This window comes from Streptomyces sp. NPDC053541 (genome assembly GCF_044544705.1).
In the GTDB taxonomy this organism is placed as follows: Bacteria; Actinomycetota; Actinomycetes; order Streptomycetales; family Streptomycetaceae; genus Streptomyces.
This window is the reverse complement of record NZ_JBITXM010000013.1, coordinates 58,985-71,175: the sequence shown is the minus strand read 5'-3', so window position 1 is coordinate 71,175 and position 12,191 is coordinate 58,985. Positions and strand designations below refer to the sequence as shown.

The window sequence follows — 12,191 nt, the reverse complement described above, 5'->3', positions numbered from 1 at the left end:
CGCACCCTCAGGTGTCAATAAAATAAGACAACATCGGGACATCGTTCGACTGATCGGGCGATGCGTCCCGATAGGCTCCTGTGCCAACGCGGAGCTTCGCGCACGCCCGGATGGTGGAATGCAGACACGGCGAGCTTAAACCTCGCTGGCCTTCGGGCCGTACCGGTTCGAATCCGGTTCCGGGCACCAGCCTCCATATAGCCTCCCACCTGCGAAGATGGCGGGTTCCCGCCTGCGTTCCCTCTGGCGCGTGGGAACACCTTGGGAACACCATGGTCGCTATGGCGAGCGTGCACCCGCGGGAGAACCGCAACGGAGAGATCACCAGCTACCAGGTGAAGTGGCGACAGCCGGGCCCCGACGGCAAGCCGACGTGGCAAACCGAGAAGTTCGATGGCGACGACGAGGGCCTGGACGCGGCCGACCTCTTTAAGCAGGCCGTCGACGAGGCCGGCCAGCGGTGGCCCCCCGGATGGGTGAAGGGCCAGGGGTACATCGACCCCGCCGCCGAAGAGCCGGACGACGCCCGATACCGCTTTGAGGTCTACGCGCTTGAGTCGGTGCGGAACCGGACCGGTGTCGAGGAGTACTACCGCGACGCGATCGAGAAAGAGCTGCGCACGTACCTCCTGCCGACGTTCGCCCACTGCGACGTCCGGTCCACCGAGCACTTCTCGAAGCGGACCGTGCAGCAGTGGGTCAACCGGATGGCCGAGACGAAGGTCTGGCGCGGCTCCCAGCACAAGTTCATGAGCCCCAAGACGCTCAGGAACCTGCACGGCCTGCTCTCGTCGATTCTGAAGGAGGCCACGCAGGAGGAGCCGCCCCTGCGGCTGCGGAACCCGTGCGAGCTCGTGACGCTCCCGCGCATCGACGATGGCGGCGTGGAGGACGACGGCAGCGACGAGGACATGTGCTTCCTGGAGCCGCACGAGGTCCAGGCGATCGTCGACGCGCTCGACAGGCCCGAGGACAAGAAGCTCGTGCGCCGGAAGTACGCGACCGGCCTGCGGTGGAGCGAGCTGACCGCGCTGGCCAAGCGGCAGATCCTCCGGGACCCGAAGGACGGCAAGCCCAAGATCCGCGTCACCCGGGCGTGGAAGCGACGCTCGAAGGCGAAGGGCGGCGGCTACTACCTCGGCACGCCGAAGTCGAAGCGGTCGCGCCGCACCATCAGGCTCGACGAGGTGACTTACCAGGAGCTCCTGGACGACGGCCTGGAATCCCTCAAGGCCGAGAACCTCGTCCACCACAACGGCAAGGGCGAGCGGCTCCCGTACAGCACGGTCTACGACCGATGGCTGGTTGCCGTCGAGAAGGCCCACGCGGCCGGCGCGCTGCCGCTCGACAAGCACCCGACGCTGCACGACCTGCGGCACTCCCACGCGGCAGCACTGCTGTCCGCCGGCCGGAGCCTGACGTACGTGCAGCGCCGCCTCGGGCACGAGTCGATCACGACGACCTCGGACCGCTACGGGCACTTGCTGCCGGAAGCCGACGACGACGCCATGGAGACCATCGTGAAGACGCTCGGCGGCCCGCCGGCCCCGAGCGACTCCGACGTCGAGGAGGTGCCGTACGAGCTCTCCGAGCGGGCCGCTGCGGGCAGCGCTCGCCGGGTGTACGTCGTGCACTTCGGCGCGCACAAGGAGGGCTTCTGGGACCTGGACGACGCCCAGGCCGTCTCGCGGCAGTGGGAGCTCGATAAGGGCGAGGCCGCACTCGTCGAGGTGTGGTCGGCGGACTGGTGGCAGCGCACCGTGGGCGGCGGCCTCAACGGCGGACTGAACAAGGTCCGCCACCAGGTGCCGGAGCGCCTCCAGGTCTGGCACGTCGGCCCGGCGCTGTACTCCGCAGACGGCACCGAGCATGTGGTGTGCCCCGACGATCACGAGCCTCGCGCGTCGTGGGTGTGGGAATGGGAGGAGCGCTTCACCGAGGAGCCGTTCGTACGGCGTGCGGAGTGGCGCCCCAGCGGCGAGACCGAGGCGGAGGCCTGGGGCCTGTCCCGCAGCGCGGTGGTGGCCGCGTACGAGCAGGCCCGCGCCGATGCCCTGCGGGTGTGCGGCCTCAACCCGGCCTTGAAGACCGGGGAGCCCGAAGGCGGGCGGGAGTCGATCCGCTGACTGTCCCCCGCGGACGAGGAACGACAATGCCCCTGCGGCCTGGCCGACTACAGCGGCCTCGGCGGCAGGGGCATCGTCATTCAGGCCTACGCCCAGACGAGCCACGACCCGTACGTCGCAACGAGAGCACCGATGAGGGCACCGAGGTACGCGCCGACCCCGGCGAGCCGCCGGGGCGGCCGGGGCTCCGCAGGCGCCTCCGTCTCCGCGGCTGCGCCGCCGAGGATCCCCTCGATCCGCGCAACTGCGACCTCGGCGCGGAGGTCGTCCACCTGCCGCTGGAGAGAGCGACCCGCGAGGACGAGGGAGACGACGCCGATGGCGATGATGCCCAGCACAACGGCTCTTACAAGATCGAACACGACGTACATTTCACCCATCCCCGGCTACCCATATCCGGTCTCAACGAGTGCCCCCCGTGCGCTGGTGCGCGTGGGCCTGAAACAGTCGCTCGCCCGCCATGTGGGGAGTGGCGGGCGAGGCTCCCGCGGCGGCTGTGGCTTAGCCCCAGCCGGAGTCGCCGGCCACGGTCGCCGGGGGCTCCGGGGTCGGCGACGGGGCAGGGGCTCCCCAGCCGGAGTCGTTGGCGGTGACGGGCGCAGGGGCTCCCCAGCCGGAGTCGTCCGCGCTGGACGCCGTGGCGGCGCCGATCACACCAGCGCTGGCGAGCAGGAGCGTGGCGGTCGCTCGGGCGATCTTCTCTCGCATGGTCCCTCCCAGGATCAACCAGAAATCGAACGCGTGTGCGCGTTTGTATGGCTGTACGTACTGTGGCATGTGCGTAGCGCATGTGCCAGATCTTCCGGGTGATGGAAACCGGGATGATGGAAACCCCTCACGGCGAAGGAGAGCGGTATGTTTTCGGAGCGCGATCGACCCGAGGCCGCCTCGGGGCCTGACCTGCGGGCTTACGAGGCCGTGGCCACCGGAGCGGAACCCGAGGCGGACGCGGTGCGGCGCCTCGTCGAGCTGGGGCTCGTCGAGCCCGGGGCCGACGGCGCGCACGCAGCGCGCGACCCCCGCGCCGTCGTGCGAGAGCTCATCGAGGCCGTCCGCCAGGACCTCCTTGCCGCCGCCGACCGCATGGCCCAGATCCCCGACATCGGTCTGCTCGCCCAGCTCTACGACGCCAACCGCCTCTATGGCGGCAGCGCCTCCGAGCTCGTCCCCACGAAGCGGCTGATGAACGAACGGATCGGGCGAGTCGTCGGCGACGCGCGTACGGAGCTGCTCACCGTCCAGCCGGCCGACCCGGCCGACCGGGACCCGGAGGTCCAGGCCGGCGGCTTCCAGCGGGACCGGGCGCTCCTGGAGCGCGGAGGGGTCGTCCGCTACCTCTACGCCCCTGCGGCCCTCGGGCACGGGCCGACGGTCGAGGCCGTCGAGGCGCTCATCGAGGCCGGTGGCGAGGTGCGTGTCAGCCCGCGCGAGCACCTGCCCCCGCGCATGGTGCTGGCGGACCGCCACCTCTTCGTAGAGCAGGTCGTGGTGCCTGAGGAGGTGGACGCGGGGTGGCACGTCAAGGATGCCCCGTCGACCGCGTGGGCCCGCGCCGTGTTCGAACGGGCCTGGGTGGCTGCGACACCGTGGGAGCAGGCCCGGAGGCGTATGGAGGGCGCGGTGACCTCGGACCGTCAGCGTGAGATCCTGCGCGGTCTCGCCCGGGGTGACTCGCAGCACCAGGTGGCCACGGCGCTGGGCATGGGCGAGGCCACGGTCGCTCGCGAGCTGCTGAAGCTTCGCCGGGCGCTGGGCTTCAGGTCGCGTGATCAGCTCATGGCCTGGTGGGGCGGGAGCGAGGAGCAGCAGCTGCCGTAGGGCGGGCCGCTTGCGAGCGGCCGGGGGTGACGTGCGCTCATGAAGATCAAAAAATGCTGAATATATTCGGCCGACAAGTGGTCGCACCCGGTCAACCGTGGACCGGGTGCGAGACTTGCCTGACGACGACTCATGGATCAACGAGCGCCAGAGGGCGATAGGGGCCCGGCTCCGAGCCGTTCGGCTCCACCAGAACCTGACCCAGGAGAAGGTGTTCCTCGCGGCCCACGTGGACCGAGCAACGCTCCAGGCCATCGAGGCCGGCCGCGCGAATCCGTCCTTCTCCGTGCTCGCTCGGATCGCGTACGTCCTGGACGTCCCGCTCGCCGAGCTCGTGCAATAGCCCCGGCCGGGGCGCAGGGGAACTGGTTGCCGGCCGGGGCGGTCTCACGCCGCGGCTAGACGGCGGGCTGGCCGCTGCCGGGGCAGGTCTCCGTGCCGGTGCCGCCGCGCTGGTGCATAGCGGTCGGGGATCCGGGCGGCGCGCCGACGCCAGCGCCGCAGACGGGGCAGGAGCCCTCGAGGAGACCGGGGTCGAATCGCATGGATCAGTCCTCCTTGGTGTAGGTGGTGCTGAGGTGGTGCGATGTACTCCCCGGCCGGACGCCGGGGAGGGTCAGAGTTGGCGCACGAACATGCGGGCGCCGTTGTGGAAGGTCACGGTGAACCCGGCCTGGGTGGACGGCTCGGGGCGGGTGGACCAGCGCTCGATCGCGGCGACCTCGGGGCACTCGGCGGCGGCGAGGACCGCAGCGAGCCACGCCTCGGGCCCGTCGGCCGCGGCCGGGTCGCCGAGCGCCGGCGCAGGCGTGCCGGTCACCGGTTCGTCCGCGAACCCGTCGTGCTTCGCCCCGTCCGGCAGCTGACCCATGAACTGCCAGCGGGTCTCTCTCCCGCCGTTCGTGACGGCCAGGCCGAAGGGGTGCGCCGCGTCCCCGGCATCGGCGAGGGTCTGCACGCGGGTCGCCCCGGGTGCGTTCTTGGCGAGGTCGAGGAGGTACTCGGTGAAGCGCTGGGGTCGCATTTGTGATCATTTCCTCTCGTGGCGGCCCGCCCATCCTATGGAGCAACCGGAGGCGGCGCGGGCCCGTCCGATCCCACCGGGAGGGGGTGTGTCCTGCCCGTGGGCGGCTCCGCCGTCACGCCCACGGGCAGGGGCTCATCCGCCCGCGCGACGGCGGCGGGCCATGTCCTGAAGTTGAGCGATCGCCACGAGCGGATCGCCAGCCGGTGCCGCGAGCTCGCCCTGGTGGTCGGCGCAGGCGAACACGTCCGCCCCGTTCCGGACCGCGACGATGACGGTGGGGGCGCCGGCACGGCTGACGAACTTGCCGCAGCGGGCGCACGCGCGCTTACGCACGGGGTCTCTCCTTGAGGGCTTGCTTGTGACAGGGACAGGTGCAGCAGCGGCCGAGGCCCGGCACGACGTCGCCGTAGAGGGTGCGGACCTCGCCCGGCTTGCACCACCGGTGCTCGCCGAACTCGCACGCCGGGAGCACTCCCGCGGCGGACTTGGCCGGGGCGCTCACGGCAGGCTGCCGCGCGGGCCGAGCTCGCGGGCGACGGCGTACCGCAACGCCTGCTCCAGCGCTGCTGCGCTCGTGGCCCATCGGCGGGTGGTAGGCGGGATGCGCCACAGGGGGCCAGCGGTCCGCTGTGGCCCGGGCACGGGGACGTGCATGGTCTCGCTGTAGACCTCGACCGCGGCGGCCTCGGGCAGCGATCGCAGATTGACCGACCGTCCCGGCTCGACGAGCCACAGGAGGCTGCCGCTTCCCGGGTCCTCGATGACGGCGCCGCTGGTCGAGCCGAGGACGCCGAGCGCGGTCAGGCCCAGGTGGCGAGGGGCGCGTACGGCGTCCCACCAGGTGCCGGCGGGGCGCATCGTGATGGTGCGTCCCGCCGGGAGCCAGTCCGTGAGCCGAGAAGTCATGCCGCAAGGATCATGTGACGGAGGGTGGTGCTTCGATCCCAGACCGGTAATCTCACGGTGAGATGCATTTCGATCCCACGATGAATGAGGAGGCGTCACATGGCCCTCGGACCCATCGAGCTAGAGGCGTGGTCGTGGGAGCGCGCCGAGGTCCGACAGGCCCTGCGCGCACGGAACATCGGCGCCGTCTTCCGCTACGTGCAGCAGTACAGCGGCGCCAGCCAGGCCCGGATCGCCTCGGCCGTCGACCTGTCGCAGGGACGCGTCAACGAGATCATCAACGGTCGTCGGGAGGTCAAGGACCTGGAGGTCTACGAGCGGATCGCCGACGGCCTGCGGATGCCCGACGATGCCCGCCACCTTCTCGGCCTTGCTGCCAGCCGAGAGAAGCGTGTCGGCGGGGCCGCATTCGACCTCGCCGCCTTCCCCGAGGTCGTCCGGGTCTACTCCTCCCAGGCCGCCGCCCGCGACGAGATCCGTCAGCACGCAGCCGCGGCCGACGAGCTCGACGTCCTGGCCGTACGAGGCCTCGGGCTCATCGGCCTCAACGACAGCCTGCTGCGCGAGTACTGCCTCCCCCGAGACCAAGGCGGCCGCGGTCTGCGGGTCCGGGTACTGCTCCTCGACCCCGAGTCGCCGGCCACCGCCCGGCGCGCAGCCGAGATCGGCGAATCGACTGAATCGCTCGCCAGCGGGATCCGTCTCGCCGAGGCACGCCTACGTGAACTCGAAGGGGACGTGCAGGTCTACCGGTACCGCCAGCTACCCACTTGGCGGATCATCCGCGTGGGCTCCACCATGTTTCTCGGCGCGTTCGACGCGGGCTGGGAAGGCCACGAGTCGGCGACCTACAAGGTGATGGAGACGCCGCACGGGCCGCTCTTCCGCGGCTTCCGGCGGATGTTCGAGGCGCTCCTCGACGGCGCGGAGCGAACGGTGTGAGAGAGGGGAGAGACCCGTGATCGAGGCGGAGCTGAAGGCCCGCGTGCATGCGCCGGAGGAAGTCCTGCGACGACTCGATGAGCGCGCGAGCGGCGTGCCGGAGGTGTACCGGGACACGTACTACGACGCCCCGGACGGCGGCCTCGACGCCCGAGACGCTGAGCTACGCATCCGTACCGTGCACGGACCCGACGACACCCGCACGGTCCTCACCTACAAGGGCGCCGCAGTCGATGAGGCGTCCGGCTCCAAGCCGGAGGCAGAGACCCGCGTCGAGGACGCCGAGGCCGCCCACGCGATCGTGCGCGGCCTCGGATACGTCCCCCTGATTGCGTTCGAAAAGCGCTGCCGCAACTACACCTTCGAGGCCCGTGGCCGGAAGGTGCTCGCCACCCTCGTCCGGGTTCCCGAGATCGACGGCACGTTTCTTGAGGTCGAGACCCTCGTCGACGACGACCAGGTGCCGGCCGCTCTCGACGACATCCGCGCAGTCCTCGCCGAGCTCGGCATCAGCGAACAGGACCTCACACGGGAGCTCTACACGGACGCCGTACGGGCACGTCGCAGCGCATAGCGAGGAAGGCGAAGATGCCCCCTCCGCCGCAGCGGAGGGGGCATCTTGGGTCAGCGGGCGGCGAGCTCGTAGAGAGTGATCCCGAGCGCGGCCAGGCCGGTCAGCGCGGCGATGGAGGGCAGCGGCCAGCGTCCGCGCTCCAGGGCGTCGAGGCGGGTCTCGTGGTCGGCGAGCTGCTTGTCGGTCTGGTCGCCGCGCTGAACGAGGAGCGCGAGGGAACCGTCGACCCGGGCGAAGCCGGCCTCCATGGAGCCCCGCAGCTTCTCCAGCTCCAGGGCCACGGCGAGCGGCTCCGTCGGCGACGGGGGTGTGGTCACGAGGCCGGGCCCTTCTCGTCGATGAGGCCGAGGCCGATGCGGTCGAGCAGCTGCTCGACCGCGGGCAGGGCCATGACGCGGGCGAGGGCGCCGGCGACGGCGAGCGTTCCGGCGACCCAGGGCAGGGTCTCGGGGATGCCCGCGGCGTCGACGATCGCGGGCAGGGTGACGGCGAGGCCGGCGGCGCCCTGGAGGACGGTGCGGATGGTGCGCTTGGTGGCGGTGCTCATCATGGTGGCTCCGTTCAGCGGGTGGTCTTGGGGACGCGGAGAGCTCGCCAGGAGGCCGGGCCGGGCCAGCCGTCGGCGTCCGTGCCGGAGTAGCCGAGCTTGCGCTGCCAGGCGGCGTAGGACTGGCGGTCGGCCGCGGTCCAGCGCGGGCCCGGGCCGGACCGGTACCGGGAGCAGCCCTCGGCGACCAGGCGCCGGCCCATCGCGGTCACGAGCGGCGAGTTCGGGTGCGCCTTGAAGAAGGCGGCCCCGGGGAACGGCTCGTAGGCCGGCGGCGCGGGCTTCGGCGCCAGGGGCTTGGGCTTGGCCGGGTCCTGGCCGAGGCGCTTCTGCACGCGCTCGCGCACGGCGGGCATGCCCGGCATCCCGGGCCCGGCCGGGTCGCTCTTCCAGTCGGACCACTCGGAGTGCCCGATCACGGACTTCGCGCCCCAGCCGTACGCCCGGCACAGGGCCGCCGAGACGCGCGCGATGGCGTCGAGCTGCTCGGCGGGCCAGGGGTCGGAGCCGTTGCCGAGGTTGATGCACTCGAAGCCGTAGAAGCGGGCGTTGCCGTCGACGGCGCCGGCGCTGCCCTGGTGCTCGCGCGGGACCGGCGGCCGGGCCCCGTAGGTCTCGGAGATGACGGCCTGGAGCACGGACGGGTCGCCGCCGCCGGCGTGGTTGGCGCGCCCGGCGGAGAGCAGGTGCACGGTGCCGTCCTTGGCGATGACGCCGTGACACAGCGGGCCGGGCAGGCCCGAGTAGCCGTCGTTGCAGATCCGGACGGACGAGGTGGTACCGGTGCTCACGGTGTGGTGGATCATCACGCCGTGCACGGGGCCCCAGGCGCCGTGGCCGTTGCGGTTGTGGGTGCGCCAGCCGTCGTGTTCGACGACCTTGACGCCTTCGGCGCGGAGCGCGGCGAGCAGCCGGTCCGCGGACAGTGGTGCGGCCATGAGGGCCTCCAGACATGAGGAGAGCCCCGGGCCAGCGGCGCGGGGCGTGCAGGGGGTGGGGTGGTCAGGAGGTGGCGAAGGACACGCGGGTCATGCCGAGCGTGGCGCTGATCGCGACGGCGCCCGCCGCGGCGTGGTTGAGGTACAGCTCGACGTACTGGGCGGCGGCGGTGAAGATGACGACGCCGCTCAGCGTGCTCGCCATGTTGCCGGTGCTGCCTCGCTGGGTGCCGCATTTCGCGGTCGCGATCGGGGTCGCGGAGCCGTTGGTCCGGAACTCTCCGCGGGCGTCGGCCGTGCCGAGGGTGCCGGGCCAGCCGATGAATCCGTGGAGCAGGAACGTCCCCGCATACGGGGCCACCAGCCGCGTCGGCTGCCCAGCGGACCACATGGACGGGGTGTTCGTCTGGGCGACCGACGCGAACGGGACCGGCGTGTAGGTGTTGGCGCCCACCGGGATTGACGTGGACGGCTGGACGAGCTGGATCGAGGGCGGGATCAGGTCGTTCAGGCCGCCGGCGGTGATGCGCTGCCCGGCGGCCCACGAGGTCTGAGGCATGCGGACGGCTCCCTTCTAGAGTGCAGCGACGGCGGGCTGGGCAACGCGTACCTGTGCACCAGCCACGTGCGACTTGGTGACGCTGTTGCTGCTGCGGACGACGGTGAACGTCTGCGGGCTGCTCGTTCCGGTGATGCCAGTGACGGTCATCTCCTCGCCGCCGATGACGATGCCGAGCGGGAACTCGCCGGGGTCGGTCGTCCACAGCGGCCCGGACGTCACTGCCACGGACAGCGTGGTTGCGGTGCTGTTCACCCCGACCGTGAGTTCCGAGCCGTCGGTGTCCGCCCGGCCGAGCGCCGCGTCGTCGACGACGCCGACGGTCCAGGGGCCAGCCGGGGTGCAGGGGAGGACGGCGTCCCACGTGTACTGGTCGATGACCTCGGACACGCCCTGAACGATGAGGTCGAGCGGCCCGGGCGGCAGCCATGACGGGGGGTTGGTGATCTGGATGCGGTCGCCGACCCTCAGCTTCAGGTAGGCGCTGATCAGGTGGGGGGCCGCGTGCAGCATGAGCCGCACGGTGGGGTAGCGCGACTCGTCCCACGTGCCCATGTGGAGCCGCCACCAGGCAATCGGACCGGTCTGGCCGTCCTCGTACAGGTTGAGGGTGACCTCTTCGTCGTAGAGCCCGACGCCGAGGGGCGGGGCCTGGACGGAGAGCGCACCTTCCTCAAGGACGGCACGGCTGGACGAGCCGCCGGCCCGCGTGACGGTGACGTCGTTGCGGGTCCGCTGGTCGTCCTCCACCGGTTCGAGCGGCGGGCCGACCTCGCCCTCAGCGGTGTAGTCGAGGACCAGGCGCGGGGTCTGGTTGTAGAGGGTGGCGCGGTCGCGGTAGATGAGCCGGCTCGCCGCGCGGTCCTCGTACAGGATCCCGCCGTCGCAGTCGGCCGCCTCCTGGAGAAGGTTGAGCAGGGTGTCGGGGCGCTGCGGACCGAGGCGCTCGGCGTCGAGGGAGAGGTCGCCGTCGTAGGTGACCAGGGAGACGGTGGCCGCTTCCTCGGTGGCCAGGCGCCGCATGCGCGCATCGGCGGCCTCGCCGGTGAAGCCGTGATCCGCGCTGTCGTAGGCCGCGGCAATGACGTTGGCGGTCCAGGCGGTGAGGTGACCGATGCGGATGTCGGGCAGACCGGTGCCGAAGCGGGTGTCGATCTGGGTGGCCTGGCCGACCGTGCCCGCGAACGAGCCGGTGCCGGAGGCGCTGCCGCCGCCGACCTGCGTCCAGCTGGCCTCCCAGTTGACGGTGCCGCCGCTTTGCGTGGCGGTGAACTCCAGGCGGTGCCACCCGACGAAGAGGTCGGCGCCGACAGCGAAGCCGCCGTCCACGATGGTCGCCCCCAGGACGTCGTAGCCGAGGACGCGCGCCACGGTGGTGCTCATGGTGATGCGCCACCGCCGCACGGTCCCGGTGCTTTGCCAGGACAGCATCTCCTGCTCGGCGGCGGGCGGGGTGCCGTCGACGCGGTAGGGCATGCACAGGGCCCAGGTCGTCGACGCGGACGCGGGGATGGTGCCGCGCATGGTGCCGCCGGGCGCGATCACGGGCAGCGGGGCCGACCCGCTGAGGGTGTTGTCCTGGGCGAAGTCCCAGCCGGACACGGCCAAGGGGCTACCGTTCGTGAGCGGGCTGTAGGCCTGGGTGGCGCCGGCCGACTCCTCGCACGGCCAGTACGCCAGCAGCTCGGCGCGGGACGGCAGGCGCCGCCGCAGCGTCGAGGCCAGGGCCTTCTTCCCCTGGCCGAGGCGCCGCAGGATCCCGGCGGCCTCGATCGGCACCCACACGTCCCGGCCGGAGGTATCCCAGCGGGCGGGCCAGGCTGACACGTCGCCGACGAACCGGTACGCGCGGTCAGAGACGCTGGCGCCGTTCGCGACAGTCCAGACCTTGCCCGTGGAGTCCGTGAAACTCGTCGCGCCCGGGGCCTGGGCGGAGAAGGACGGCGCGGCCACGACCGTGCCGTCGATCCCGCTACGGATCTCCGCGCCGTAGATCCGCCGCTCATGGTTGGTGAAGGCCATGACGGCGACGTCGCCCAGCTCGACCGCCGCGGCCGACGCGAAGATCGCGGTGGTGCCGGCCGTGGTGACGGTCTGCCCGACCTGCGTCCAGGGCCCGGCGAGCGTGTCCGCGACGTAGTACGTCAGCGTGTAGCCACCGGACCCGTTGTTGACGTCGAGGGTCGCGCGGACGGCCATGCGCTCGGCGATCGGCGTGAGCACCGGGGAGCGGTGCTCCAAGACGTTCGTGCCGTTTGGTGACCAGGTGAACATCAGCTCGCCCTCGCCGGTCACCATGAACCGCCAGCTGCGGCTTCCTGCGCCGGCGTACTTGCCTGCCAGCTCGTAGCCGATGCCGGCCCCGGACCACAGCCGCGGGGCGACGTCCACGCGCACGTCGATGTCGCCGGTGATGTCGAGGGAGGCGTGGTCCGGGGTGGTGGCCCGGCCGGCGACCCCCTCGGGGACGGAGAGGTACGGCTCCGCGCCGGGAACGGAGACCCGGATCGGGGTGTTGCGGCCGATCAGGCCGTAGTACGGGCTGCGGGGGTTGCGCGGGCTGTACTTGCCCTCGCGGTTGTTGAGCTCCAGGCCGAGCTTGGACGGGTTGGTGCGGACGGCTTCCTCGGACCGGCCGTGCTCGATCCCGATCGGCGAGCGGGTGTAGGAGTCGGCGGTGATGTCCGTCCACACGGTGCCGACCTGGGCCTCCACGCGCACGTCGAGCGGCGTCTGCGGGAACGTCACGCCGCC

General features: G+C 71.6%; 16 protein-coding genes and 1 tRNA gene. 6 read left to right on the top strand and 11 right to left on the bottom strand.

Translation table 11 applies throughout. The features are described 5' to 3' along the window. The first annotated feature begins 104 nt into the window (after nt 1-104). Both ACIGW2_RS30970 and ACIGW2_RS30965 read left to right on the top strand, forming a co-directional pair. Nucleotides 105-189 (top strand) — tRNA-Leu (locus tag ACIGW2_RS30970). Between the two features lie 92 nt (nt 190-281). Next, entirely contained in the window at nt 282-2,126 is a 1,845-nt protein-coding gene (locus tag ACIGW2_RS30965) for a tyrosine-type recombinase/integrase (RefSeq protein ID WP_399847291.1), read from the top strand. An 86-nt stretch (nt 2,127-2,212) separates the two neighbouring features. Here the strand turns inward: ACIGW2_RS30965 and ACIGW2_RS30960 are convergent, their stop codons facing one another. Both ACIGW2_RS30960 and ACIGW2_RS30955 read right to left on the bottom strand, forming a co-directional pair. After that, entirely contained in the window at nt 2,213-2,497 is a 285-nt protein-coding gene (locus ACIGW2_RS30960) for a hypothetical protein (RefSeq protein WP_399847288.1), read from the bottom strand. Nucleotides 2,498-2,627: 130 nt separating this feature from the next. Further along, nucleotides 2,628-2,834, bottom strand: a complete 207-nt coding sequence (locus tag ACIGW2_RS30955) for a hypothetical protein (protein ID WP_399847286.1) — start codon at nt 2,832-2,834, stop codon at nt 2,628-2,630. Nucleotides 2,835-2,981: 147 nt separating this feature from the next. On the opposite strand from ACIGW2_RS30955, the gene ACIGW2_RS30950 reads away from it, so the two are divergent. Continuing rightward, the gene (locus ACIGW2_RS30950; protein WP_399847283.1) at nt 2,982-3,944 is read left to right on the top strand and encodes a LuxR C-terminal-related transcriptional regulator; all 963 of its coding nucleotides are present in this window, start codon (nt 2,982-2,984) and stop codon (nt 3,942-3,944) included. Nucleotides 3,945-4,050: 106 nt separating this feature from the next. Then, a complete protein-coding gene (locus ACIGW2_RS30945) occupies nt 4,051-4,287 on the top strand; it encodes a helix-turn-helix domain-containing protein (RefSeq protein ID WP_399847281.1) in 237 nt (78 codons plus the stop codon). Nucleotides 4,288-4,342: 55 nt separating this feature from the next. Here ACIGW2_RS30945 and ACIGW2_RS30940 read toward each other — a convergent pair whose 3' ends face one another. The 4 genes from ACIGW2_RS30940 to ACIGW2_RS30925 all read right to left on the bottom strand — a co-directional run bounded on the left by ACIGW2_RS30940 (nt 4,343) and on the right by ACIGW2_RS30925 (nt 5,877). After that, nucleotides 4,343-4,489: a hypothetical protein gene (locus ACIGW2_RS30940; RefSeq protein WP_399847280.1), complete on the bottom strand. Its 147-nt coding sequence runs from the start codon at nt 4,487-4,489 to the stop codon at nt 4,343-4,345. A gap of 71 nt (nt 4,490-4,560) precedes the next feature. Next, nucleotides 4,561-4,968, bottom strand: a complete 408-nt coding sequence (locus ACIGW2_RS30935; protein ID WP_399847279.1) for a hypothetical protein — start codon at nt 4,966-4,968, stop codon at nt 4,561-4,563. A 135-nt stretch (nt 4,969-5,103) separates the two neighbouring features. After that, nucleotides 5,104-5,304 carry a hypothetical protein gene (locus ACIGW2_RS30930; protein WP_399847278.1) on the bottom strand — a complete coding sequence of 67 codons (201 nt, stop codon included), beginning with the start codon at nt 5,302-5,304 and terminating at the stop codon, nt 5,104-5,106. A gap of 165 nt (nt 5,305-5,469) precedes the next feature. Further along, on the bottom strand, nt 5,470-5,877 hold the full coding sequence (locus ACIGW2_RS30925) for a hypothetical protein (protein WP_399847276.1): 408 nt from the start codon (nt 5,875-5,877) through the stop codon (nt 5,470-5,472). 99 nt (nt 5,878-5,976) lie between these two features. On the opposite strand from ACIGW2_RS30925, the gene ACIGW2_RS30920 reads away from it, so the two are divergent. Together ACIGW2_RS30920 and cyaB are read left to right on the top strand one after the other, a co-directional pair. Beyond that, nucleotides 5,977-6,819 carry a helix-turn-helix domain-containing protein gene (locus ACIGW2_RS30920; RefSeq protein WP_399847273.1) on the top strand — a complete coding sequence of 281 codons (843 nt, stop codon included), beginning with the start codon at nt 5,977-5,979 and terminating at the stop codon, nt 6,817-6,819. Nucleotides 6,820-6,835: 16 nt separating this feature from the next. Beyond that, a complete protein-coding gene (gene cyaB / locus ACIGW2_RS30915) occupies nt 6,836-7,393 on the top strand; it encodes a class IV adenylate cyclase (protein WP_399847272.1) in 558 nt (185 codons plus the stop codon). A gap of 50 nt (nt 7,394-7,443) precedes the next feature. On the opposite strand, the gene ACIGW2_RS30910 is transcribed toward cyaB, so the two are convergent. The 5 genes from ACIGW2_RS30910 to ACIGW2_RS30890 form a co-directional block, all read right to left on the bottom strand. Next, complete coding sequence (locus ACIGW2_RS30910; RefSeq protein ID WP_399847270.1) at nt 7,444-7,710, bottom strand: hypothetical protein; 267 nt, start codon at nt 7,708-7,710, stop codon at nt 7,444-7,446. Continuing rightward, nucleotides 7,707-7,940 carry a hypothetical protein gene (locus ACIGW2_RS30905; protein WP_399847575.1) on the bottom strand — a complete coding sequence of 78 codons (234 nt, stop codon included), beginning with the start codon at nt 7,938-7,940 and terminating at the stop codon, nt 7,707-7,709. Before ACIGW2_RS30905 ends, ACIGW2_RS30910 begins: the two co-directional genes overlap by 4 nt. Nucleotides 7,941-7,954: 14 nt before the next feature. Then, nucleotides 7,955-8,878 carry a peptidoglycan-binding protein gene (locus ACIGW2_RS30900; protein ID WP_399847269.1) on the bottom strand — a complete coding sequence of 308 codons (924 nt, stop codon included), beginning with the start codon at nt 8,876-8,878 and terminating at the stop codon, nt 7,955-7,957. A 64-nt stretch (nt 8,879-8,942) separates the two neighbouring features. Then, nucleotides 8,943-9,437 carry a hypothetical protein gene (locus ACIGW2_RS30895; RefSeq protein WP_399847266.1) on the bottom strand — a complete coding sequence of 165 codons (495 nt, stop codon included), beginning with the start codon at nt 9,435-9,437 and terminating at the stop codon, nt 8,943-8,945. Nucleotides 9,438-9,452: 15 nt separating this feature from the next. Then, nucleotides 9,453-12,185: a hypothetical protein gene (locus ACIGW2_RS30890; protein WP_399847263.1), complete on the bottom strand. Its 2,733-nt coding sequence runs from the start codon at nt 12,183-12,185 to the stop codon at nt 9,453-9,455. Nucleotides 12,186-12,191: the final 6 nt, after the last annotated feature.